The sequence below is a fragment of the Roseobacter sp. OBYS 0001 genome (assembly GCF_019654895.1).
Taxonomy (GTDB): Bacteria; Pseudomonadota; Alphaproteobacteria; order Rhodobacterales; family Rhodobacteraceae; genus Roseobacter; species Roseobacter litoralis.
Window position 1 is genome coordinate 17,912 of the sequence record NZ_BPES01000019.1, and the last position, 23,833, is coordinate 41,744.

Annotated in this window: 21 protein-coding genes; 11 read left to right on the top strand and 10 right to left on the bottom strand. The window is 57.7% G+C overall.

The genetic code is table 11. The features are described 5' to 3' along the window. Positions 1 to 8: 8 nt before the first annotated feature. Together K5Q35_RS21530 and K5Q35_RS21535 are read right to left on the bottom strand one after the other, a co-directional pair. Entirely contained in the window at positions 9 to 818 is an 810-nt protein-coding gene (locus tag K5Q35_RS21530; RefSeq protein ID WP_220801311.1) for a PHB depolymerase family esterase, read from the bottom strand. A gap of 105 nt (positions 819 to 923) precedes the next feature. Then, on the bottom strand, positions 924 to 2,582 hold the full coding sequence (locus K5Q35_RS21535) for an NAD+ synthase (protein ID WP_220801312.1): 1,659 nt from the start codon (positions 2,580 to 2,582) through the stop codon (positions 924 to 926). A gap of 175 nt (positions 2,583 to 2,757) precedes the next feature. Here K5Q35_RS21535 and K5Q35_RS21540 point away from each other — a divergent pair, with 175 nt between their 5' ends. Next, positions 2,758 to 4,146 (top strand): MORN repeat-containing protein, encoded by a 1,389-nt coding sequence (locus tag K5Q35_RS21540; protein ID WP_013963397.1) that lies wholly within the window; start codon positions 2,758 to 2,760, stop codon positions 4,144 to 4,146. 152 nt (positions 4,147 to 4,298) lie between these two features. Here K5Q35_RS21540 and K5Q35_RS21545 read toward each other — a convergent pair whose 3' ends face one another. Continuing rightward, positions 4,299 to 5,828 (bottom strand): cryptochrome/photolyase family protein, encoded by a 1,530-nt coding sequence (locus K5Q35_RS21545; RefSeq protein WP_308443360.1) that lies wholly within the window; start codon positions 5,826 to 5,828, stop codon positions 4,299 to 4,301. Further along, positions 5,822 to 6,487: an SDR family NAD(P)-dependent oxidoreductase gene (locus K5Q35_RS21550; RefSeq protein ID WP_220801314.1), complete on the bottom strand. Its 666-nt coding sequence runs from the start codon at positions 6,485 to 6,487 to the stop codon at positions 5,822 to 5,824. Before K5Q35_RS21550 ends, K5Q35_RS21545 begins: the two co-directional genes overlap by 7 nt. Positions 6,488 to 6,744: 257 nt before the next feature. Between K5Q35_RS21550 and K5Q35_RS21555 the strand changes: the two genes are divergently transcribed. The 8 genes from K5Q35_RS21555 (at position 6,745) to K5Q35_RS21590 (ending at position 16,061) form a co-directional block, all read left to right on the top strand. Next, complete coding sequence (locus K5Q35_RS21555; protein ID WP_044025410.1) at positions 6,745 to 8,313, top strand: 2-isopropylmalate synthase; 1,569 nt, start codon at positions 6,745 to 6,747, stop codon at positions 8,311 to 8,313. A gap of 131 nt (positions 8,314 to 8,444) precedes the next feature. Next, a complete protein-coding gene (locus tag K5Q35_RS21560) occupies positions 8,445 to 9,281 on the top strand; it encodes an amino acid ABC transporter substrate-binding protein (RefSeq protein WP_220801315.1) in 837 nt (278 codons plus the stop codon). Positions 9,282 to 9,454: 173 nt separating this feature from the next. Continuing rightward, the gene (locus K5Q35_RS21565; RefSeq protein ID WP_013963402.1) at positions 9,455 to 10,501 is read left to right on the top strand and encodes a rod shape-determining protein; all 1,047 of its coding nucleotides are present in this window, start codon (positions 9,455 to 9,457) and stop codon (positions 10,499 to 10,501) included. A 74-nt stretch (positions 10,502 to 10,575) separates the two neighbouring features. Then, complete coding sequence (gene mreC / locus K5Q35_RS21570) at positions 10,576 to 11,460, top strand: rod shape-determining protein MreC (RefSeq protein ID WP_013963403.1); 885 nt, start codon at positions 10,576 to 10,578, stop codon at positions 11,458 to 11,460. Next, complete coding sequence (locus tag K5Q35_RS21575; protein WP_220801316.1) at positions 11,457 to 11,996, top strand: rod shape-determining protein MreD; 540 nt, start codon at positions 11,457 to 11,459, stop codon at positions 11,994 to 11,996. Before mreC ends, K5Q35_RS21575 begins: the two co-directional genes overlap by 4 nt. 31 nt (positions 11,997 to 12,027) lie before the next feature. Further along, on the top strand, positions 12,028 to 13,971 hold the full coding sequence (mrdA, locus tag K5Q35_RS21580) for a penicillin-binding protein 2 (RefSeq protein WP_013963405.1): 1,944 nt from the start codon (positions 12,028 to 12,030) through the stop codon (positions 13,969 to 13,971). Further along, a complete protein-coding gene (gene rodA, locus K5Q35_RS21585; protein ID WP_013963406.1) occupies positions 13,968 to 15,107 on the top strand; it encodes a rod shape-determining protein RodA in 1,140 nt (379 codons plus the stop codon). Before mrdA ends, rodA begins: the two co-directional genes overlap by 4 nt. Positions 15,108 to 15,128: 21 nt before the next feature. Next, the gene (locus K5Q35_RS21590) at positions 15,129 to 16,061 is read left to right on the top strand and encodes a glyoxylate/hydroxypyruvate reductase A (RefSeq protein WP_220801317.1); all 933 of its coding nucleotides are present in this window, start codon (positions 15,129 to 15,131) and stop codon (positions 16,059 to 16,061) included. 3 nt (positions 16,062 to 16,064) lie between these two features. Here K5Q35_RS21590 and K5Q35_RS21595 read toward each other — a convergent pair whose 3' ends face one another. The 6 genes from K5Q35_RS21595 to K5Q35_RS21620 all read right to left on the bottom strand — a co-directional run bounded on the left by K5Q35_RS21595 (position 16,065) and on the right by K5Q35_RS21620 (position 22,623). Then, on the bottom strand, positions 16,065 to 18,080 hold the full coding sequence (locus tag K5Q35_RS21595) for a M3 family metallopeptidase (protein WP_220801318.1): 2,016 nt from the start codon (positions 18,078 to 18,080) through the stop codon (positions 16,065 to 16,067). Positions 18,081 to 18,140: 60 nt separating this feature from the next. Continuing rightward, on the bottom strand, positions 18,141 to 19,202 hold the full coding sequence (locus K5Q35_RS21600) for a molybdopterin-synthase adenylyltransferase MoeB (protein ID WP_220801319.1): 1,062 nt from the start codon (positions 19,200 to 19,202) through the stop codon (positions 18,141 to 18,143). Next, a complete protein-coding gene (gene dut / locus K5Q35_RS21605) occupies positions 19,202 to 19,654 on the bottom strand; it encodes a dUTP diphosphatase (protein ID WP_220801320.1) in 453 nt (150 codons plus the stop codon). Before dut ends, K5Q35_RS21600 begins: the two co-directional genes overlap by 1 nt. Before the next feature lie 12 nt (positions 19,655 to 19,666). Continuing rightward, a complete protein-coding gene (gene coaBC / locus K5Q35_RS21610; RefSeq protein ID WP_220801321.1) occupies positions 19,667 to 20,860 on the bottom strand; it encodes a bifunctional phosphopantothenoylcysteine decarboxylase/phosphopantothenate--cysteine ligase CoaBC in 1,194 nt (397 codons plus the stop codon). Between the two features lie 69 nt (positions 20,861 to 20,929). Then, positions 20,930 to 21,745, bottom strand: coding sequence for a ChaN family lipoprotein (locus tag K5Q35_RS21615; RefSeq protein ID WP_220801322.1), 816 nt, complete (start codon positions 21,743 to 21,745; stop codon positions 20,930 to 20,932). Beyond that, positions 21,745 to 22,623 carry an RNA polymerase factor sigma-32 gene (locus K5Q35_RS21620; RefSeq protein WP_013963413.1) on the bottom strand — a complete coding sequence of 293 codons (879 nt, stop codon included), beginning with the start codon at positions 22,621 to 22,623 and terminating at the stop codon, positions 21,745 to 21,747. Before K5Q35_RS21620 ends, K5Q35_RS21615 begins: the two co-directional genes overlap by 1 nt. A 97-nt stretch (positions 22,624 to 22,720) precedes the next feature. On the opposite strand from K5Q35_RS21620, the gene cobU reads away from it, so the two are divergent. Continuing rightward, the gene (gene cobU, locus K5Q35_RS21625) at positions 22,721 to 23,242 is read left to right on the top strand and encodes a bifunctional adenosylcobinamide kinase/adenosylcobinamide-phosphate guanylyltransferase (RefSeq protein WP_220801323.1); all 522 of its coding nucleotides are present in this window, start codon (positions 22,721 to 22,723) and stop codon (positions 23,240 to 23,242) included. Then, complete coding sequence (locus tag K5Q35_RS21630) at positions 23,239 to 23,820, top strand: histidine phosphatase family protein (RefSeq protein WP_220801324.1); 582 nt, start codon at positions 23,239 to 23,241, stop codon at positions 23,818 to 23,820. Before cobU ends, K5Q35_RS21630 begins: the two co-directional genes overlap by 4 nt. The last annotated feature ends 13 nt before the right edge of the window (positions 23,821 to 23,833 follow it).

The following is a 23,833-nucleotide window of genomic DNA, read 5'->3' on the forward strand; positions in this document are numbered from 1 at the left end:
GGTGGCTTTTACAGCTGCCCTGCTTTTTGCAATTGCTCCCAGCCATGGCGCAAGTGTTCGGTGCGAAACGAATGCCCGCCCTTGAACAGGCAGAACGCCAGAAGTTCACCGTCATCGTTACGCTGTTCTTTACAACTTAACCCATCATATTGCGCGGCCTCAGCATTGCCGAACTCCCCAAACGCCTCGTACATATTCAGCGCAGCAGGCACTTTCCCTTGTTTCGTGGGACCAATCGGGCGGCCAAGCAGCGGGACGGTCTTATCCTGATCCCCGTGAATGTGGACGATGCTCGCGGCGGGTGCCGCACAGGTTTCAGGCGGCTTCAGCCAATATGTCCCCGCAATCGGCACAAATCCCGCGAACATTTCAGGCCGCGCGCAGGCGAGATTCCAAACCATCATGCCCCCGGCGCTGAACCCGGTGGCGATAATGCGATCCCTATCAAGGGCAAACCGGGTCGCGGCGTCGCTCAGCACCGCATCAAAATAGGCAAATTCGGCCGCGCCGTCTGTATCAAGGTGTCGCGGGGCATTGGGGATCACCCAGTCCTGATCGCCTGATTTGACCGCAATCAGCGCCGCCCCAAGATCGGACGCCAAACCGCGCAGGGACCGGTTCCGCATAACGCCCCGCGCTGAGCCACGATAGCCATGCGCAAAGACGATGGCAGGCACCGGAACGCTTGCGTCATAGCCTTGCGGCAATGCAATGCGGTAGTGCCGCTCACCAATCATGCAATCGCTGTCAGGCCCACAGGCCGCCGCAGGCAAGGCAAAGACCGTAATTGCCAAAAGAAAAAGACCACGCAAAACCATAAAACCCATTCCTTATTGATGTGGTGTTCAAAACAGGTGGAAAGGCCCTTTGGCAAATCACAGTTTTGCGTTTCGCGTCACATGTGACGGGATCAGGGGCTGCTTTCAGCCCCGATCACGCCACCTGTTCACAATCGGATAGCGACGATCCAGCCAGAACGCCCCTTTGGTCAGCCGCGCGCCCGGTGCGGACTGGAAACGTTTGTATTCACTGATGTAAATCAGATGCTCAATCTTTTTGGCCGTCTCGGCGTCACTGCCTGCGGCGACACAGTCTTCGATCGAGCCGTTCCGGTCGACCAGTATCTCAAGCAGCCGGTCCAGTTCCGGGTAATCAGGCAGGCTGTCACTGTCTTTTTGATCTTCACGCAGCTCGGCGGAGGGCGGTTTGTCAATCACGCGCGGCGTGATCACTTCACCATCCGGGCCTTCCATCCAACTGCGGTGGTTCTTGTTGCGCCAGCGGCAGGTCTCAAACACGCGGGTCTTGTAGAGGTCCTTGATCGGATTATACCCCCCCGCCATGTCGCCATAGATGGTCGCATAACCAACGGCCACTTCGGACTTATTCCCCGTCGTCAAGAGCATTTCGCCGAACTTGTTGGACATGGCCATCAACAACAACCCCCGCAGGCGGGACTGGATGTTTTCCTCGGTCAGGTCCGCGTCATGCCCCTCAAAGAGCGGTGCCAATGTCTGCTCAACGGCAGCGCGCCCCTCCGTGATCGGAACGTAATCATAGTGACACCCCAGTGCTTTCGCGACGGCCTCTGCATCTTCGAGCGATTCCGCTGAGGTGTACTCCGACGGCAGCATCACGCAGCGTACGTTCTGCGCCCCCAAAGCATCGACCGCTATGGTCGCGACCAATGCGGAGTCGACCCCGCCTGACAGGCCCAAGAGCACTTTGCCAAACCCTGTCTTGCGACAATAATCCCGCAGCGCCTGAACCATCACGCGGTAATCCTGCTCCCACGCATCCGGGTGATGGGCCTTTTCCCCTTCGACAATCCGCCAGCCCTCAGGCCCGCGTTCCAGATCGACATGTGCGACCGCCTCGTCAAAAGCAGGCAGTTGCACAGCCAGATTGCCGCCGGGGTTCAGCCCAAAGCTGGCCCCGTCAAACACCTGGTCGTCCTGCCCGCCCACCATATTGAGGTAAATCAACGGCAATTCGGTTTCGATGACGCGCGCGACCATATGGTTCAGGCGGGTTTCGAACTTGCCGCGATAATAGGGTGACCCGTTTGGCACCAGCAAAAACTCAGCCCCGGTTTCTGCCAGCGTTTCCGCCACATCCTCGTGCCAGGCGTCTTCGCAAATCGGGCTGCCAACGCGTGAATTGCCTACGGAATAAGGACCACCAAGCGGTCCAGCATCGAAAATGCGCACCTCGTCAAAGACGGTCTCGTTGGGCAGATGGTGCTTGAGCACCTGACTGACGATTTTGCCGCCCTTCAGGATCAGATACGCGTTATATAACTTGGTGCCTTCGACCCACGGGCTTCCGATGGCCAACGTCGGCCCATCTGCACAGTCTTGTGCCAGTGCCTCGATGTGGCGCATCGCATCGAGTTGAAACGCGGGCTTCATAACCAGATCCTGCGCATTGTAGCCTGCGATAAACATCTCAGGCAGCGCAACAAGATCGGCCCCGGCCGCTTTGCCTGCCGCCCAGACTTCACGCGCGATTGCCGCATTGCCGGCCAAATCGCCAACCGTCGGGTTCATCTGGCCCAGAGTAATTCGAAAACGATCCGCCATGGTTAAGGCCCTTTTGCCTGCCCGCCTGCCTGATTTTGACCCATGTAGCAGATCACACGCCCGATGAAAGCCCAACCCCGCCTATTGCGGCAAAAGGGCGTTGCCCCCGCCCTGCCCATTGCTTAAATTGCCCCACGACATCCCGACGCAGTTTTCCAGATGATAAAGGGTAATCATGACACTTCGCCGCCTGAGCTTTTGCCTTGCCCTATTGCCCCTGCCCCTTCTGGCGCAGGACGGTGAAACACAAACCAAGCAGTACGAAGACGGCGGGGTATACGAGGGAACATTCAAGGGCGGCGTGCAGCACGGCACAGGCACCTACAAATTGCCCAACGGCTATGAATATACCGGGCAATGGGTTGACGGGGAAATCAAAGGCGAAGGTATTGCCCGTTTTCCGAATGGTTCCGTCTATGAGGGCCTTTTTGCCAAAGGAAAACCGGAGGGCTTTGGCCGCATCACCTTTGCTGATGGCGGCACCTATGAAGGCGAGTGGCTCGCCGGTGCCATTATGGGACGCGGCATCGCGCTTTATGCAAATGGTGTGCGCTATGAGGGCAGTTTTCGCAACGCGAAACATCATGGCAAAGGCACGATGCAAAGCCCCGGCGGATATGAGTACAAAGGCGACTGGGTCGATGGCGTCAAACAGGGGCTGGGCACGATCACCTACCCTGATGGTGCTGTCTATGAGGGCCGTGTCGCGAATGGAAAGCGCGAAGGCGAAGGTACGCTGACCATGCCCGATGGCCTGATCTATGTGGGCCTGTGGCGCGACGGTCAGATTGACGGCACAGGCAAGCTGACGCAGGCCAATGGCGATGTCTACGAGGGGCAACTGGTCGCGGGGCGTCGCGAGGGCATTGGCAAGGTAACCTATGCAAATGCCGATATCTATGAGGGCGAGTTTGCCAATGATCTGCGCGAGGGTCAGGGGACTTTCACGGCACAGGATGGATACACATATGTCGGATCATGGGTTGCAGGCGAGATCGAAGGCGAAGGCCGCGTTACCTATCCTGACGGTTCGGTCTATGTGGGATCATTGTCCGCAGGGCAGGCAGATGGGCAAGGGCTGATCACCTATCCGGATGGTTCTACCTATGAAGGCGAATGGAAAGATGGCGTCATCGACGGCATCGGCAAGGCCGTCTACGCCAATGGCGTGGTGTACGAAGGCAATTTTCGCAATGCCCGCAATCACGGCCAAGGTGTGATCACCGATGCAAGTGGCTATCGCTATGACGGAGAGTGGCTGGACGGGCAACGCCACGGGCAAGGCACTGCCACCTATCCCGATGGCACCATCTACACCGGCGGCTTCTCAGGTGGGCAGCGGGACGGACAAGGCAAGATCGTCATGCCATCCGGTTTCACCTATGAAGGGGCTTGGGCCAGCGGCGAAATCGAAGGGATCGGTGTCGCAACCTATGAAAACGGCGATGTCTACGAGGGCATGTTTCGCGCAGGAAAACGTCAGGGGACAGGCACCATGCGCTATGCAACCGGCGAGGAAAATTCCGGAGAGTGGGAAAACGGCATCCTGACCGACGGCGGCTGAATGGCGGTCCGCGCGACCCTTATGACGCGTTTCAAACACGGCCAGATCATCCGACCACACGCTCATATTCCGGCAACTGGCGCGGGTTCTTTCACAGCAACGCGTCGCCAGAAACCTGTTGGCACGCACGGATCGTGCCATGCGCACGCCGGTCAAATGGCTTCACCCGCATCAAGCCGGTCCAATAACGCATCCGCTTCGGCGATCACGGTCTCGCGCTTTTCCGCGTCCATCCGATCCCAGGTGCGATACATGTTCCCCATACGCGCATTGCCCGAAAACCGAGGGCGGTGACGATCCAGAAAATGCCAGTACAGCAAGTTGAACGGACAGGCCGTGTCGCCCGTCTTTTGTGCCACCTTATAGCTGCAGGACTTGCAATAGTCGGACATGCGATTGATATAAGCGCCGCTGCTCACGTAGGGTTTGGACGCGATGATACCGCCATCAGCAAACTGGCTCATGCCGACCGTGTTCGGGGCCTCGACCCACTCAAAGGCATCTGCGTAAACCGCGAGATACCACTCATGCATCTGTTGCGGATCAATCCCGGCCAGCAGCCCAAAATTCCCGGTGATCATCAAGCGCTGGATATGATGGGCATAGGCCTCTTCGCGGGTTTGGCCCACGGCTTTTGCCATGCAATTCATACTCGTCTTGCCGCCCCAATACACGTCAGGTAAATCGCGCGTCTGGCCCAGCACGTTGCGGCTGGTATAGTCGGGCCCTTCCAGAAAATAGATGCCGCGCACGTATTCGCGCCACCCGATGATCTGCCGGATGAACCCTTCCACCGCGTTGATCGGGGCATCGCCCTGCTCATAGGCGCGCGCGGCGGCTGTACAAACCTCAAGCGGTGTCAACAACCCGATGTTCAGCGAGGTTGAGATCAGACCGTGATACAAGAACCGATTGTCATTCAGCATCGCATCCTGAAAATCTCCGAATTTTGGCAAGCCTTTCGATATGAAATGATCCAGCTGTTGCAGCGCTTCGGCGCGGGATGTTGCAAACCAGAACGGGCGCAGCGCGCCAAAATGGTTTGAAAACCGCACCTCCACCAGATCCAGAACCTCTTGCACGGTTTCATCCGGCTCAAACCGTAAAGGCCCTTCAAAGGTGATCTCATCGGGTGCCGGTTTGCGGTTGTCGTGATCGAAATTCCACTTGCCGCCGCTGGGTTGAGCCCCCTCCATCAGCAGGCCCGTTTTGCGCCGCATCTCGCGATAGAAATACTCCATCCGTAATTGCTTGCGCCCGTCGGCCCAATCCTCAAACTCCTGATGGGACGCAAGAAATCGGCCATCTGGCAGCATCTCAACCCGCAACGGTGCCTCTTTGAGGTGCCCGATCAGGCGCCACTCTCCCGGCTCTGTTGCCAGTACGGTTTGCGCCCCGGTTTGCTCTGCCCGGCGCAACAGCTCACCAACGATGGACCCCGCGTTTTCGCTGTCATCCAGCTGCGCATAGGCAACGTTCCAACCTTCATCACGCAAGTGTTGCGCGAATTTCCGCATGGCCGCAAAGATCAGCGCGATCTTTTTCGGGTGGTGCTGCACATAGGAGGTTTCATCCGCAACCTCGGACATCACGACCATATCCGTCGATTTATCGGCCGCCTGCAACGCGCTGAGGCTTTCAGACAGCTGGTCCCCCAGCACCAGAACGAGACGGCTCACCACGGAACCTCTTTGCCCGCCCAGTCGAAAAACCGACCCGTCTGCGCCGGGGACAAGCCATCCACGACGCGCAACAAGTTGTCTGCCGCCTCAGCGGCAGAGACCGACGGATGCCGACCCAGATATTTTTCCGTAAATGCCGTCTGGACCGTGCCGGGATGCAGGGCCACACAAACGGAATGCGGATGCGTGCGCGCCAATTCGATGGACGCCGTGCGCACCACCTGATTGACCGCCGCCTTCGCGCTGCGATAGCTGATCCATCCGCCCACTTTGTTATCCCCGATGGAGCCGACCCGCGCGGAGAGCACGGCGCAAACCGCCGGACGGTCGCGCGGCAGTAATCGCGCAGCATGGCTCAACACCAGTGCCGGCCCGACCGCATTCAAGGCAAACTGATCCAGCATCGCCTTGGCATCCAGGTTTTTCACCGATTTTTCCGGGGCTGCGCCGTCGATTTCCAATGCTCCCGTCGCCACCACGATCAGATCATAGGGTGCACTGACGGAACCCAGATGCTGCGCCACCGAAGTGGAATTTGTGATGTCAAAGCCATCGCGACTGCGCGAAAGACCGGTTACGGCGTCTCCGCGATTGGTAGCAGCAGCCGTAAGTGCCGCCCCAATCCCGCCGGACGCACCGAGTATTAAAGTATTTCTCATTCCCAGCGACCTAGAAGGCTCAGGCGATGCTTCAACCCCGTTCATCGCACCTGCGACAAAGCCTCTTTCCATTTCGTGAAGCTGCTGTATAAATTCGATCCATGGTACAGTCAGAACATATCACTTTGACCGCATGCATCCTGCGTGCCCCGGCTGCCCTACTGCTGCTAATCCGCCTCTGAGCGTGCCCTCCGGCGCGCCCGCTCAGAGGGATGTGTTGCGCGCCACGGATTAAAGCACAGAACGAAAGATACACCATGACAGATACGACAAAACAGGATCACGTATTGATCTTTGACACGACATTGCGCGACGGCGAACAAAGCCCGGGTGCGACCATGACCCATTCGGAAAAGCTTGAAATCGCCGGGCTGCTTGATGAAATGGGCGTCGACATCATCGAAGCGGGCTTTCCTATTGCATCAGAGGGCGATTTTGCTGCCGTGTCTGAAATTGCGCGCAACGCCAAAACATCGGTGATTTGTGGTCTCGCGCGCGCCCAGATCGGGGATATCGACAGATGTTGGGAGGCCGTGAAACACGCCAAACGCCCCCGCATTCACACCTTCATCGGGACATCCCCCCTCCACCGCGCCATTCCGAACCTTGATATGGACCAGATGGCCGAACGGATCGAACAGACTGTGACCCATGCGCGCAACCTGTGTGACAATGTGCAGTGGTCGCCTATGGATGCCACCCGCACCGAAGAGGATTACCTCTGCCGGGTGGTGGAAATCGCCATCAAATGCGGGGCCACCACAATCAATATCCCCGACACCGTCGGTTATACGGCCCCGCGCGAGTCGGCGGCCCTGATTTCGATGTTGCTTGAACGCGTGCCGGGGGCAGACACGATCACATTTGCAACCCACTGCCACAATGATCTGGGCATGGCCACGGCCAACAGCCTTGCCGCCGTCGAAGCGGGCGCGCGCCAGATCGAATGCACGATAAACGGCCTCGGCGAACGGGCGGGGAATACAGCGCTTGAAGAGGTCGTGATGGCCCTGAAAGTGCGCAATGACATCATGCCGTTTCATACGGGCATTGACGCCACCAAGATCATGAATATCTCGCGCCGTGTCGCTGCTGTGTCCGGGTTTCCGGTGCAGTTCAACAAGGCGATTGTCGGCAAGAACGCTTTTGCGCATGAATCCGGCATCCATCAGGACGGCATGCTCAAGAACGCGGAAACCTTTGAGATCATGCGCCCCGAGGATGTTGGCCTGACCGAAACCAATATCGTGATGGGCAAACATTCAGGGCGGGCAGCGTTGCGCTCCAAACTGGAGAACCTCGGTTTTGAATTGGGCGACAACCAGCTCAAGGACGTCTTTGTGCGCTTCAAGGAGTTGGCCGACCGCAAAAAAGAGATCTATGACGACGATCTGATCGCTTTGATGCGTACGGCGACAGACCCGGAAAACGACCGAATCCAATTGGTGTCGTTGCGCGTTGTATGCGGTACTGATGGCCCGCAGCAGGCCGACCTTGTCTTGAATATAGATGGCGTTGAAGAATCTACCACGCAAACCGGGGACGGCCCGGTTGATGCGTCGTTCAATGCGATCAAGGCACTGGTTGCACATTCGGCACGCCTTCAGCTCTATCAGGTGCACGCGGTGACCGAAGGGACGGACGCGCAGGCAACCGTTTCCGTGCGCATGGAAGAAGACGGCCGTATCGTGACGGGGCAGTCGGCCGATACGGACACTGTGGTTGCCTCAGCACGCGCCTACATCCATGCTTTGAACCGTCTGCTGGTGCGTCGTGAAAAAGCCGGTAAGGACACCCGTGAGATCAGCTACAAGGACGTGGGCTGAGCGTTTCGGCAAGATTGCGCGCCTGATACGATAAAAAACAGATACCGTCGATTTTCCGGCGGTATCTTGTCTTGTTATCTGATAAGGTTGCAAAAAAAACATAAACAACAACCTCAAACAGGATACTTATCATGCGCCCTCTCTTTGCAGCTTTGATCGCAGCAATCCTCATGCCCGCCGCCGCCCAAGCCCAAACACTTGAGCGAATTAAAGAAAACGGACAACTGGTCATCGGCTTTCGGACCGACGCAGCCCCGCTGTCCTACTTGGGCGAAAACGAACCCAAAGGATACACGCCCACCGTCTGCTATGTATTGGCGTCAAAGATTGCAGCAGCGGTCGAACTGCCCGATATGGAAATCGTCTTCCGACCAGTGACTGCGGAAAACCGATTTGAGGAAGTTGCGAATGGCAATATCGACCTGCTGTGTGGTGCCGCCACAATCACGCTTGAGCGCCGCGAATTGGTTGATTTTTCCGTGCCGGTGTATGTCGATGGAACTGTGGTTGTGCTCAAGAAAGACGGGCCTGAATCGCTGGATGAGCTGGCCGGAATGAAGGTTGGCGTGCGTTCCGCCACGACCACGCTTGATGCATTGCAAAACTCACTGAATGCGGCGGATATCGCGGCGGAAGTCGTAGTCTTCGATGATCACCCGACGGGCATGGCCGCGCTGGAGCAGGATGAAATCACAGCCTATTTTGCGGACCAGTCCATCTTGATGAACATGGTCGCGCAAAGCGAAGTGGCGGATGACCTGAAGGTTTTCGACCAACTATTGACGGTGGAAAAGCAGGGGCTCGCCATGGCACGCGGTGATACTGAGTTTCGTCTTGTTGTCGATCGCGGGTTGTCAGAATTGTTTACCGAAGGCGCAATGGAACAGGCATTCGCGCGCGCACTGCCCAATGTGAAACCGGGTTTAGGCCTTCAGTCGATGTTTCTTTTATCGCCAACCCTGCCCTGACCCGCACGACCTGATGCGATAAAACAGGGGCGTTCATCATTTTCTTCAAAAAGCAAGATGATGCCTAGAACATCGTTAACGCCCCTTTCACCATATCGCGGCTAAGCATATAACACAGGACAACCGGGCCGCTGGGCTCGGATAAATCAGATTCGGGCAAGGTTATAAGCGTCATGGCACTATTCGATAGTTTTCGTGGTCTTTTTTCGTCAGATATGGCGATCGACCTCGGCACTGCAAACACGTTGGTTTACGTCAAAGGCCGTGGGATTATTCTGTCGGAGCCTTCGGTGGTCGCCTATCACGTTAAGGATGGCGTGAAAAAAGTGCTCGCGGTGGGCGAGGATGCCAAGTTGATGCTGGGGCGTACACCCGGCAGCATTGAGGCGATTCGCCCGATGCGCGAAGGTGTGATCGCCGATTTCGACACTGCCGAAGAAATGATCAAACACTTCATCCGCAAAGTGCACAAACGTTCCACTTTCTCCAAACCCAAAATCATCGTCTGCGTCCCCCATGGTGCAACGCCGGTTGAAAAACGCGCTATCCGCCAGTCTGTTCTGAGTGCTGGCGCACGTCGGGCGGGGCTTATCGCAGAGCCGATCGCGGCGGCCATTGGTGCTGGCATGCCGATCACGGACCCCACGGGCAACATGGTCGTGGACATCGGTGGTGGTACGACCGAGGTCGCGGTCCTGTCGCTGGGCGATATTGTCTATGCGCGCTCTGTGCGCGTCGGCGGGGATCGCATGGACGAAGCGATCATCAGCTATTTGCGCCGTCAGCAGAACCTGCTGGTCGGTGAAACCACGGCAGAACGCATCAAGACGTCCATTGGCACGGCAAGAATGCCCGATGACGGGCGTGGGACGTCAATGCAGATCCGGGGGCGTGATTTGTTGAATGGTGTACCAAAAGAAATAGAAGTGACGCAGGCGCAGATCGCCGAGGCGCTGGCTGAACCCGTCCAGCAGATCTGCGAGGCTGTGATGACAGCGCTTGAAACAACACCGCCTGATCTCGCTGCGGATATTGTGGATCGTGGCGTGATGCTGACCGGCGGTGGCGCATTGCTGGGGGATCTCGACCTGGCGCTGCGTGAGCAAACAGGCCTTGCCGTCTCAATTGCGGACGAGTCACTGAATTGCGTGGCTTTGGGCACCGGTAAGGCCTTAGAATACGAGAAACAGCTGCGTCACGCCATCGACTACGACAGTTGATCGCAACGCATTAACCGCACCCCGTCAGAGGCAGGCATGCCCTGCTCCAAATGGGGGCAGGAGACCGACGCCGAATGGCAAAGGACAGGTCAAACGCGAACGACTTTACCGGCCCGCTGCGCCGGTTATTGATCAGCATCCTGATCCTGTGTCTTCTCGGGACGTTCCTGTTGTGGCGGATCGACAGCCCGCGGGTTGAGCGGTTTCGCGCACAGGTGACAGATACATTTGTACCAAATCTGACGTGGGCGATGGCCCCGGTCACTGGCACCGTCAACCTGTTTCAGGACTTTCAAAGTTATCAACGGCTGGCGCAGCAAAACCGCGAATTGCGCTCTGAACTGCGCCGCATGCAAGCTTGGAAAGAAGCTGCGCTTCAGCTGGAACAGGAAAACGCGCGACTTCTTGATCTCAACAACGTGCGTCTGGACCCGCGCCTGACCTATATCACCGGCGTGGTTCTGGCGGACAGCGGCTCGCCTTTCCGGCAATCCGTCCTCATCAACGTAGGCAGTCGGGATGGGCTGGTGGATGGCTGGGCGACGATGGATGGCATTGGCCTAGTCGGTCGCATTTCCGGCGTGGGGGACAAAACTGCGCGTGTGATCCTGCTGACAGATGCCTCAAGCCGCATCCCCGCCATCATCCAACCCTCAGGCCAGCGTGTAATCATCTCCGGTGACAATTCCGCCGCGCCCTTCATCGACTTTCTCGAAGACAGCGATCTGGTAAAGCCCGGCCACAGGGTCATCAGCTCCGGTGACGGTGGCGTGTTTCCCGCCGGGCTTCTGATCGGTCAGGTTGCGGCCGACCCGACCGGCAAATTACGTGTCATCATGGCGGCTGATTATCAGCGCCTGGAGTTCCTGCGCGTGCTGCGCCACCACGGCAAAACAACTGTCTCTGACAATGCCAGGATCATTGGGCCCCAGCTTCCTGTTGCCGAGGCCACACAATGAGCGAGCAAACCACCACGCGCGTTTGGGGCATGCGGCTGACGTTTGGTCTGATCGTTTGCGTCATTCTGTTTTTCCATCTGCTGCCTTTGGAAACCACGCCACGCCAATGGGTTGGCCCGGATCTGATACTGGCCTTCGCCTTTGCCTGGTCACTGCGACGGCCGGAATATGTGCCGAGTATCGCGCTGGCGGTACTGTTCTTGCTTGCTGATCTGTTGCTTTTTAGACCGCCGGGGTTATGGGCGCTCTTTGCTCTGCTGGCCTGCGAAAGCCTGAAGTCCCGCGCGCTTGGATTGCGCGATGGCAGTTTTGCCAATGAATGGCTGAGCGTTTGCATCATGATGACCACGGTGGCGATTGCGTATCGGCTTGCATTGATGGTGACATTTGTCGATCCCCCGGGTTTTACGCTATCAGTCTTCGAACTTGTCATGACCATGCTGTTCTACCCCATCGTGGTCGGGATAACCCATAGCGTGCTGGGCGTGCAGAAAACCGCCCCCGGCGATCTTGATGCGAGAGGCCGGCGGGGATGACAAACGCAAGACATGAACCAAGGGGTCTGATGTGAAACGGACACGGGCAGAAACAGATTTCAGCCACCGGCACCTGTCGCGGCGCGCTGCGCTTTTGGGCGGGGCGCAATTGCTGTTTATTGGCGGGTTGGCCGCGCGCATGCGGTATCTGCAGGTCGAGCAGGCCGACGAATTCCGCCTTCTGGCCGAGGAAAACCGCATCAACGTTCGCCTCATCCCACCTTCCCGCGGGGAGGTCTTTGACAGAAACGGGGTGCGGCTTGCGCAAAACGCACCATCCTATCGCATCGTCATCATCAAGGAAGACGCTGGCGATGTGGATGCATCACTGGAACAATTATCCCGGATCATCGCCCTTGACGACAGTGCGATTGCCCGCATCAAAGACGAAATGCGCAGGTCAGCTCCTTTTCTGCCCGTGACCGTCGCGTCAGATGTGACTTGGGAAGAAATCAGCCGCGTTTCCGTGAATGCACCCGCCTTGCCGGGCATCACCCCCGAGGTGGGACTGAGCCGTGTCTATCCGCAGGGTTCTGATTTTGCTCATGTCTTAGGGTACGTGGGCCCTGTGTCCGACTATGATCTATCAAAGATCACAGACCCAGAACCCGTTCTGATGATCCCCCGCTTCCAAATCGGGAAAGTAGGGGTAGAGACAAAACTTGAACCGCTCATGCGGGGGAGAGCCGGGGCCAAACGGGTCGAGGTCAATGCGACAGGGCGCGTGATGCGTGAACTTGACCGGCAAGAAGGAACTGCCGGGTCGGATATCCAGCTCACTGTTGATGCGGCCTTGCAGGGATACGTGCAGGCACGCCTGACCGGCGAAAGCGCGAGCGCCGTGATCATCGACTGCGACAACGGCGATCTTGTGGCGTGCGCCTCTGCCCCGACATTTGATCCCAACTTGTTTGTGCGCGGCATTTCACAAAAGGACTACGGGGCGCTGACGGGCAACAAATACCGCCCCCTGGCCAGCAAGACCGTGCAGGGGCTGTATCCACCGGGTTCCACATTCAAGATGATCACCGCCATGGCCGCTTTGGAGGCCGGGTTGATCGGCCCGGATGAAACCGCTTATTGTCCGGGGCATCTTGAGGTGTCAGGTCGCCGGTTCCACTGCTGGAAACGCGCAGGCCACGGATGGGTCGATCTGCAGGATTCTCTCAAGAAATCATGCGATGTCTATTACTATGATCTGGCGATCAAGGTCGGTATCGAAAAGATCACGGCAATGGCCAATCGTTTTGGTCTAGGTGTAAAGCACGATGTTCCCATGTCAGCCGTCGCCTCCGGCCTGATGCCAACGATGGAATGGAAACAGATCTATCAGGGTCAGTCTTGGCGGGTGGGTGACACGGTCAATGCGTCCATCGGACAAGGGTTTTTGCTGGCCTCTCCGCTGCAACTTGCGGTCATGACCGCGCGAATTGCCACCGGGCGGGCGGTATCTCCGCGGCTGATCAAATCAATTGACGGCGTCGAAGAACCTGATCGCGGTGGCGAAAGCCTGGGCATGAACGAGAACAACCTGCGCAAGATGCGCAGAGCCATGTTTGCCGTCGTCAATGACCGGCGGGGCACCGCGTATGGGTCGCGCGTGATCGAAGAAGAAATGCGCATGGCCGGTAAAACCGGGACAAGTCAGGTGCGCAACATCACCGCCGCAGAACGCCGCGCAGGCGTGATCCGCAATGAGGACCTGCCGTGGGAACGCCGCGATCATGCATTGTTTGTGAATTTCGCCCCATATGACACCCCCAAATACGCGGTTGCTGTCATCGTCGAACACGGCGGTGGTGGGTCGAAAGCCGCAGCGCCTATTGCCCGCGATATCACGTTGCAAGCGCTTTACGGCGGCACACCACCGCTCGAAGCCTATCCGGCCAAGGACCGCGAACGCATCGGAACCCTGCAACAACAGCTACGCAGCATTCAGCCACAGGCCGCAATAAGCGGGCGCGATCAGGCATGAGCTATCTTGAACATAACGTCAAATCCACGCCGGTGGGGTTGCGCAAGATTTTGCACCTCAACTGGCCTGTCGCGATCCTGCTGGCCACTGTTGCAGGCGTCGGGTTCTTGATGCTCTACTCGGTTGCGGGCGGGTCCTTCTCCCCATGGGCCGAGCCGCAGATGAAGCGGTTCGTCGTCGGTTTCGCCCTCATGCTGATGGTGGCCATGGTTCCCATCTGGTTTTGGCGCAGCCTGTCGGGTCTTGCCTATCTGGGCACGCTTGTTTTGCTGATTGCGGTGGAGCTTTTCGGCACCGTGGGCATGGGCGCGCAGCGGTGGATTGACCTTGGCTTCATGCGACTGCAGCCCTCCGAATTGATGAAAATCACATTGGTGATGTTGCTGGCTGCCTATTATGACTGGCTGCCAGCCAAGAAAACATCGCGCCCCCTTTGGGTGCTTTTACCGGTCATCATCATAATAATCCCTGTTCTTCTGGTTTTGCGTCAACCCGATCTGGGCACGTCAATTCTGCTGCTGGCCGCCGGGGGCGGTTTGATGTTTCTGGCCGGTGTGCACTGGGCCTATTTTGCGGCCGTTACGGCCAGCGGTGTGGCCCTTGTGACCGCTGTTTTTCAGTCCCGCGGCACACCGTGGCAGCTGATCGAAAACTATCAGTTCCGCCGGATTGATACCTTTCTGGACCCCAGTACTGACCCCCTGGGCGCGGGATACCACATCACGCAATCCAAGATCGCGCTTGGTTCCGGGGGCTGGACCGGGCGCGGTTTCATGCAGGGGACACAAAGCCGTCTGAACTTTTTGCCCGAAAAACACACGGACTTTATCTTTACCACGCTGGCGGAAGAATTCGGCTTTATCGGCGCGATTTCATTGCTCGCGCTTTACACGTTGATCATTGTCTTTTGCGTCTGGTCCGCCATGCTGAACAAAGACCGATTTTCGTCTCTGCTGACCCTCGGAATTGCGCTGAACTTCTTCTTGTTCTTTGCCGTCAACATGTCGATGGTCATGGGGCTTGCGCCGGTTGTCGGGGTCCCGCTCCCTCTGGTGAGCTTTGGCGGGTCCGCCATGCTGGTTTTGATGCTTGCCTTCGGGCTGACGCAAAGTGCGCATGTGCACCGCCCCAGATAAAGGCCAGACAAAAGGACTGACATGACCCTGACCGTATTGTTCGCCGCCAGCAATGAGGACTGGCACAATTACAGCCGGGCGCTCAACAAGGCCTTTACCGAGGCAGACCTGAACGCCGAGCTCGTGACAAACGCTCCACCGGACGATGTGGACTATATCGTTTATGCCCCCACATCGACGCTGCAGGATTTCTCACCCTATAAAAACACCAAAGCTGTTTTGAGCCTTTGGGCCGGTGTCGAGCGCATCGTGACAAACGACACGCTCAGCTTTCCGCTGATCAAGATGGTTGATCCGGGCATGACCCAATCCATGGTCGAATGGGTCGTCGGTCATGTCATGCGGTATCATCTGGGCATGGACAGCCATATCGTGAATCCGCAGCGCAAATGGGAGTGGCATTCCAACCCGCTGGCACAGGAAAGACAGGTCTGCATTCTGGGACTGGGTTCATTGGGCACGGCGGTCGGCAACCAATTGCGCCGCATGAACTTTCGCGTCAGCGGTTGGAGCAGATCGGCCAAAAAACTCGATGGCATCGAGACCTTCCACGGATCAGACGGCCTGTGCGATGCTTTGGCGACAGGCGAAATACTGGTTCTTTTACTGCCGGACACAGCCGAAACCGAGAATACGCTGAACCGTCAAACGCTGGCCCAATTGCCCAAGGGCGCGTTTATCCTCAACCCCGGACGCGGGCCGTTGATCGAGGATGCGGCGTTGATCGAAGCCCTTGACAGCGGTCAGGTCGCGCATGCCACTCTGGATGTGTTCAGCACAGAACCACTGCCACAGGATCACCCGTTTTGGGCGCATCCTAATGTGACGGTGACACCACATATCGCGGCGGCAACCCGTCCGGTGACTTCCGCCAAAGAAATCGCCAGCAACATCGCCCGCGGTGAAAAAGGCGAGCCGTTTTTCAACCTCGTTGACCGTGCGCGGGGCTATTGAGCGCTATTCAGCGGCCAGCCCGCGCCCTTTGAGCAGCGCATCCACCCCCGGCAACCGACCCCGGAAGGCGATGTAAAGCTCTGCCGCGTCTGAACTGCCGCCCGTGGACAATATGTGCCGTTCAAGTGCCGAAGCACGTTCAGGGTCAAACGCACCGCCCGCTTCTTCGAAGGCGGCAAAGGCGTCCGCATCCATCACTTCCGACCACATATAGCTGTAATACCCGCTGGAATACCCATCACCGGCAAAAACATGGGCAAAATGCGGCGTGGCGTGGCGCATCGTAATCGCTGGCGGCATACCAATACCATCAAGAACCGCGCGCTGCTTTTCCATCGGGTCTGCAGGTGCGGGGCCTTCGTGAAACGCCAGATCGACAAGAGCCGAAGCGACATATTCCACGGTTTGAAACCCCATATCAAACGTCGAGGCATCCAGCACTTTCTGGAGCATGTCGGATGGAATGGGCGCGCCGGTCTCCGCATGAACGGCAAACTCCGACAGTACCTCCGGGACATCCAGCCAGTGTTCGTAAAGCTGGCTGGGAAGCTCAACAAAGTCGCGCGCCACTGAGGTGCCAGAAATGCTTTCATAGGTCACATTTGACAGCATCTGGTGCAGCGCATGGCCAAATTCGTGAAACAGCGTGCGCGCGTCATCATAAGACAACAGCGCTGGCTCGCCCTTGGCGAAATTGCATACGTTAATGACGATCGGTGCCTGCGGTTTGGGGAATTTCGCTTGCGCGCGCATCGCAGAACACCAAGCGCCCGATCTTTTGGACCCACGGGCGAAATAATCACCAATAAAGACTGCTACATGTTCGCCATTGCGAGTCACTTCCCAAGCACGGCAATCCGGGTGGTAAAGCGGTATGTCCAATGGCTTGAACTGCAACCCGAATAGCCGCTCTGCACAGGCAAAGCTGGCGGCGATCATACGGTCAAGCTGGAAGTATGGTTTGAGCTCTGCCTCATCCAGATCATGTTCTGCAGCCCGCCGTTTTTCCGCATAATAACGCCAGTCCCACGGCGCCAATTCATCATTGACGCCATCCTCGCGCATCATCTCAGCCAAGCGCGCGGCGTCGGCATCCGCCTGCGCACGCGCGGGTTCCCACACCGACATCAACAAATCACGTACGGCAGCGGGCGTTTTGGCCATTTCGGTTTCAAGCTTGAAATCCGCAAAGGAGGCATAGCCCAAGAGCTTTGCGCGCTCTTCTCGCAAGGACAGGATCTCTGCTGCGATGGCGCGGTTATCCGTCTGCCCCCCATTTGCACCACGTGCAGCCCAGGCTTCAAAGGCGGTTTTCCTGAGATCGCGCCGTGGGGAAAACTGCAAAAACGGAACGATGAGCGACCGCGACAGGGTCACAACCGGGCCGTCGGCATCTTTCTCGGTGCCCGCGGCGCGCGCGGTGTCCACCACGAATTCGGGCAAGCCCTCAAGATCGGCTTCGGCAAGCGGCATGAACCACGCGCGCTCATCCGCCAAAAGGTTTTGCGTGAACTCGGTTCCCAGAACGGCAAGGCGCGCCTTGATTTCCTTCATGCGGGCGTCTTCCGTACCGGTCAGTGCAGCCCCGGCGCGCATAAACCCACGGTGGGTGAGCATCAAAACACGGTCCTGTTCAGGCCCAAGGCCCAGCGTTTTGCGGGTTTCCCACAACGCGTTGACCCTGCTGAACAGGGCCTTGTTACTGGAAATCTCCGAAAAATGTGCGGCGAGTTTGGGTGAAAACTGGCGCTGCAGGTCCTCGCGCATCGGGTTGCTGTCGGCGCCTGCGACGGTGAAAAACACCGATAATACCTTGTCGAGATCCGTGCCTGCGGCCTCCAGTGCCTCGATGGTATTGGCAAAGCTGGGCGGCTCGGCGGCTGACGCGATGGCTTCAATCTCGCTGCGATGCTCCGCAAGTGCTGTGTCCAGCGCCGGCGCGAAATCTCCGTCAGAAATGGCATCAAAGGGCGCGATCTGAAAGGGCGTCGCCCAGTCTTGCAGCAATGGATTCGTCATCATGGCTCTCCGTTTTCTTGAATAGCTAGGGCGCATCTGGCGCCAGAGCAACCGTGTGTATCAGGACGCTTTCGCCTGCAGCGACCCGCAGCTCGGGCAGTCGCTGCGCGGCTTGATGGCAATCGTGCGGCTTTCACCATAAAGTGCGTCATAGATCAGCATCTGCCCCCGCAAAGGTGTCCCCGCGTCCGTGATAAGCTTGATCGCCTCAACCGCCATCATCGTGCCGATGACCCCCGGCAATGGGCCAAGCACGCCTGCCTCGGCACAGGACGGGGCCAACTCGGGTGCGGGCGCGCTGTCAAAAACGCAGCGATAGCATGGCGCTCCATAGGCGGGATCAAAAACGCTGAGCTGCCCTTCCCACTGGCTTAATGCGCCTGAAATCAGGGGGGTACCGGCTTTGACAGCTGTTTCATTCACCAGATAGCGCGTGTCGAAATTATCCGTCCCGTCCAGAACGAGGTCGTAATCCTCAAACAACGCATCAGCAATATCCGCAGTCAGGCGGCGGTTGTAGGGGCGCACCTCGACATAGGGGTTTTGCGCCGTCATTTCCGCCTGCGCGGAAAATACCTTGGCCGTGCCGATGGAGGCATCGCGATGAATGACTTGCCGTTGCAGGTTGGCGTTCTCGACCACATCATTATCAATAACGCCAATCGTCCCCACGCCACTGGCCGCCAGATATTGCAATATAGGCGAACCAAGCCCGCCCGCACCGATGACCAGAACCTTCGCTTCTTTCAGCCGTTTTTGCCCCGGCCCGCCGATTTCACGCAGGACCATGTGCCGCGCGTAGCGGTTCAATTCGCTGTCATTAAACAAGGGTCTGTCGAGGGCGTCGTCGCTCTGTTTTTCGACCGCTTGCGCGCGCGTGCGCAGCCTCGTGATCACCTGACGGTATGAAAAGATCATCAGCGCGAAGCCACCGATCAGCAACCATAGCGCCGGGCTTTCACCTGTGGCCAAACGCAGGGGATGAGCATCTGGCAACACGATGTGCATTGCCAGAACACCAACATACAAAATGCCGATCATCATCGCGCGGGCGGAACGCGGTGCACCCATGAGGCTGCCGATACCCCACAAAACGGCGCACAGCCCAAAAACCAATAGCATCAATCGCCTCCTGTGGACCCAAAACCGCCGGAACCACGATCGGTTTCGCTCAGGCTTTCGGACAATGCAAAGCTAGCCTGAACAACGGGCGCGACCACCATTTGCGCGATCCGCATCCCATGGGTAATTTCAAACGCGGCATCCCCAAGGTTCTGCATGATCACACCGACCGCCCCCCGGTAGTCGCTGTCAATTGTACCGGGGCTGTTGACCAGTGTGATCCCGTGCTTCAGCGCGAGGCCCGAACGGGGTCTGATCTGAACCTCATAGCCCTGCGGAATGGCCATGCGCAGACCTGTTGGCACAAGCGCGCGCGCACCGGGTGCCAGTATGATCGGCCCATCAGGAATGTTTGCGCGGATGTCAGCGCCCGCGGCACCAGACGTTTCATAGGCGGGCAATGGCACCGTTACATCGGCACCTTGAGCCCATTTCAGTTCGAGTGATACCAAACCTTCGGCCCCCTACGTCAACCGCTCTGCGATCAATGCGGCGAGGCGTTGTGACACCGCATCTTTGGACATTCTGGGCCAAGTCTCCGCGCCCTTTTCATCTATCAGGGTCACGGCGTTTTCCTGCCCCCCCATGATCCCAGTCGAGGGCGATACATCATTTGCAACGATCCAGTCACAGCCTTTGCGCAGCCGCTTTGTCGTCGCGTTTGCTACCACGTCATCGGTTTCGGCGGCAAAACCAACAACAAGTTTCGGGCGCTGGTCCTCTGAATGCGAAATGCTGTACAGGATATCCGGGTTCTCTGCGAAGGTCAGCACCGGCAATGCGCCGCTCGTTTTCTTGAGCTTACTGTCACTGGCAGAGGCCACACGCCAATCCGCCACGGCTGCCGCGAAGACTGCCGCATCCGCAGGCAGGGCCTGACGCACCGCGTCCAACATTTGCTGCGCAGTCTCAACCCGCACCACATCGACGCCCGCAGGGGGCGGCACATCCGCCGGGCCGGTTATGAATGAAACCTTTGCGCCCAAGACGTGCAGTGCTTTGGCGATGGCCGCACCCTGCGCGCCCGAAGAGCGGTTTGCAATATAGCGGACCGGGTCGATCGGTTCATGCGTCGGACCCGATGTTACCAGAATGCGTTTGCCCGTCAGGGGTCCTGCCTGAAAATGCGCTGTAATATCGGCCAGAATATCCATCGGTTCGGACATGCGTCCGGGACCGTGTTCCCCACAGGCCATATCGCCCGAAACCGGCCCCACGAAATGAACTCCATCGGCGCGCAATTGGCTGGAATTGCGTTGCGTCGCCGGATGCTCCCACATGCGAACATTCATGGCAGGCGCGATCATCACGTCCGTATCTGTTGCCAACAACAGGGTGCTCGCCAGATCATTGGCGAGACCTTGCGCCATCTTGGCCATCAGATCCGCCGTTGCGGGCGCCACCACGACAAGGTCGGCAACGCGGCTGAGCTGGATATGACCCATTTCGGCTTCATCCGTCAGATCAAAGAGGTCGCGATAGACTTTCGCACCCGCCAGTGCAGACACGGAGAGTGGTGTCACGAATTCTTCCGCGGCTTTGGTCAAAACCGGCGTGATCGTAGCACCATGCTCACGCAAGCGCCTGATCAGATCGAGCGATTTGAAAGCCGCGATCCCACCGCCGATGATCAGCAGAATGTGTTTGTCGTTCAGCATACTGAACCTTTGATCATAAAATCCTACGCCGCGACCTTAAGCCGGGATGCAGGCTTCCACCAGCCCACATTATTTTGCGAAAGCATCACATGGATTGCCACGATCAACGGCAGGCCCATCGATGACCGCGGCGAACGACCCGTCCGGCGTTCGGCCTGCCTCACCCTGACCAAGGCTGAATACCGCAAGATCGGGCGCTGCCTGCTGGAGGATAAACGGCGCACCCCAATCGGTTCGTGCGTGACCGTTGCCCGTAATGACGACGACAGGTCCGCCGTACTGCTCAAACGCCTGCAAAGCCGCCTGCGCCAAGGCAGCATCCCGCAGCCGCTGGACAGTGACCATCTTGGGCAGCAGATCCTCAGGCAATGCATCGCAATGCGCAGCACGCTGTAGCGCTTCACGGGCCTGTTGTTGCGCGGGCGGTAGCGGTTGGTCGAGTCCAAAACGCTGAACTGCGGCGCCGCCGAGAATACCGTTCAGGTCCTTGCTCATCGCGTCGCGCAGTTCGGCACGGGGCACGCCTGCCCCGAAAACAGCGGCGTTCGGAGCGGCGGTAAATATCGGGAAATACATCGCAAAGTCGGGCCAGCCAGACGCATCCCAGTCAAGCACGTTTTCCAACGCGACCTGATCGCTCCGGTTGTCGCTGCTGATCTTTGCCGCTTGATCAGTGGCCAGCATTTCGAAAACCAGCGCGCTTGCGCCCAGTTTCTCAACCCATGAGGCCTGCACCTCATGATGCGTTGGGTTGTCATGTTGCTCCCCGAGGAACACGACATCTGCGTCGCGCGCCTCTGATGGCGGCTCGGAAGCCGCGCTTACTGACGCCGTCGCTGCCAACACAACGGCGCAGACGCTCTTCCGGAAAATGCTAATTGACATCAGTCGAGGAAATACAAAACCTCGCGAGACTGGTTTTCCAAGTTCTTACGCATCTTGCCAAAAGCGGCTGCCTCAAGCTGACGTACACGCTCTTTACTCAGGCTCAGCTCTTGACCAAGGCTCTCCAACGTACGCGGCGCATCACGCAATTTGCGCTCCCGCACAATAAACCGCTCACGCTCGTTCAGGTCGTTCATTGCTTGCAGCAACCACGCGCGCAACTGCTCCGTATCATGATGGTGCTCAACGGTTTCAGCCGCCTGCGCGCTGTCGTCTTCCAGCGCATCAATCCACTCGCGGCCCTCATCTTCGGTCGACTGCGTCGCATTCAGCGAGTAATCCGAACCCGACAGCCGACCTTCCATCATCTCAACGTCATGCAAAGGCACGCCAATTTCGGTGGAAATCATCTGCCGTAGCTGGTGGCGGTCCAACGGCTCACCGGAGGCTGCGCTTTCGCGTTCCAACCGGGCCTGCACACGACGCATATTGAAAAAAAGCGACTTTTGCGAAGAAGTCGATCCTGTTCGCACCATTGACCAGTTACGCATCACATAGTCCTGAATCGACGCCTTGATCCACCAGACTGCGTAAGTGGAAAACCGCACGCCCCGATCTGGATCGAACTTATCCGCCGCCTTCATCAGCCCCAGACCTGCTTCCTGAATCAGGTCGTTCATGGGCGCGCCATAGCGCTTGAATTTGGACGCCATGGAAATTGCGAGGCGCATGTAGGCTGTGATTAGACGGTGCAATGACTTTTCGCAGCGTTCGTCGCGCCACGCGTAAGCCAACCTCAGCTCCGTCTCCGCGTCCAACAATTCAGCTTTCATCGCCTTACGCGACAGTGCCATATCTCTTGTAGAGTCCAAAGCCATAGCGACATCTCCCAGTCAGATGAAGCACACCTTGCCGTGTACATTTGATATAGATACGCACTTTACAGACGATTGGTTCACTTCAAAGGTTTATAAAATGTTGCCAAAACTGTCCTTTGTCCTAGGCGGTGCCGCCTCCGGAAAATCACTATGGGCTGAAAATCATTTGTTATGCAGTGGCTTAGATCCTGTTTATCTGGCGACGTCGCGCGTTTTTGACGACGAAATAAAATTTAAAATAAATCTTCACAAAAAGCGGAGGGACAGCCGATGGCTCAATATCGAGGCAGAGTCAGACCTTAGACAACCGCTTTCAGCTCTGACGGCGTCTCAAGGTGTCTTGATCGATTGCGCGACCATGTGGCTGACCAATCAAATGATGGATGGGCAAAACCTGCAGTTGGCGCAAACCGAGCTTTTAAGCGCACTCAGCGACTGCAATGCGCCCATTGTCGTCGTCTCAAACGAAGTCGGTCAGGGAATCGTGCCAGATAACGCGATGGCTCGCGAGTTTCGCGAAGCGCAAGGCAGGTTGAACATTGCGCTGGCGGCCCAAGCGGACACTGCAATCTTGGTCACTGCAGGCTTGCCTCAACTATTGAAAGGGACACTGACATGACCACCTGGCACTGGGTCCGCCATGGCCCCACCCATGCCAAGTCCTTCGTCGGATGGCGTGACGTTCCGGCTGACCTTTCAGACAGCGATCAAATCGCCCGGCTGCGCGCGCATCTGCCATCTGATGCCGTGCTCGTTTCCTCGGATCTGGCCCGCGCCCGCGATACCGCCCATGCACTGCAAGCCACCTCACATCACAGACTGCCCCATGATCCGCATCTGCGCGAGATGCATTTTGGCATTTGGGATGGGATGCATTTTGATGATGTCGCCGCGCGGGACCCGGATTTAAGCCGGAACTTCTGGGAAAACCCGGGTCACGTCACGGCACCGGGCGGCGAAAGCTGGAACGATGCCGCCGCCCGCGTCCATGGCGCAGTCGCACGGATCAGCAATGCATACCCCGGACGTGATATTATCGCAGTGGCGCATTTCGGCGTGATCCTGACCCAACTGCAACATGCCTTGAAAATCTCAGCTTATGAAACCCTTTCCCATAAGATCGACAATTTTTCAGTGACCAAGATCAACCGGGCGTGCAAAACCGACCCTGTGCCGTACATCAATCACCTTCCGTGATCCCCTTTGCCAC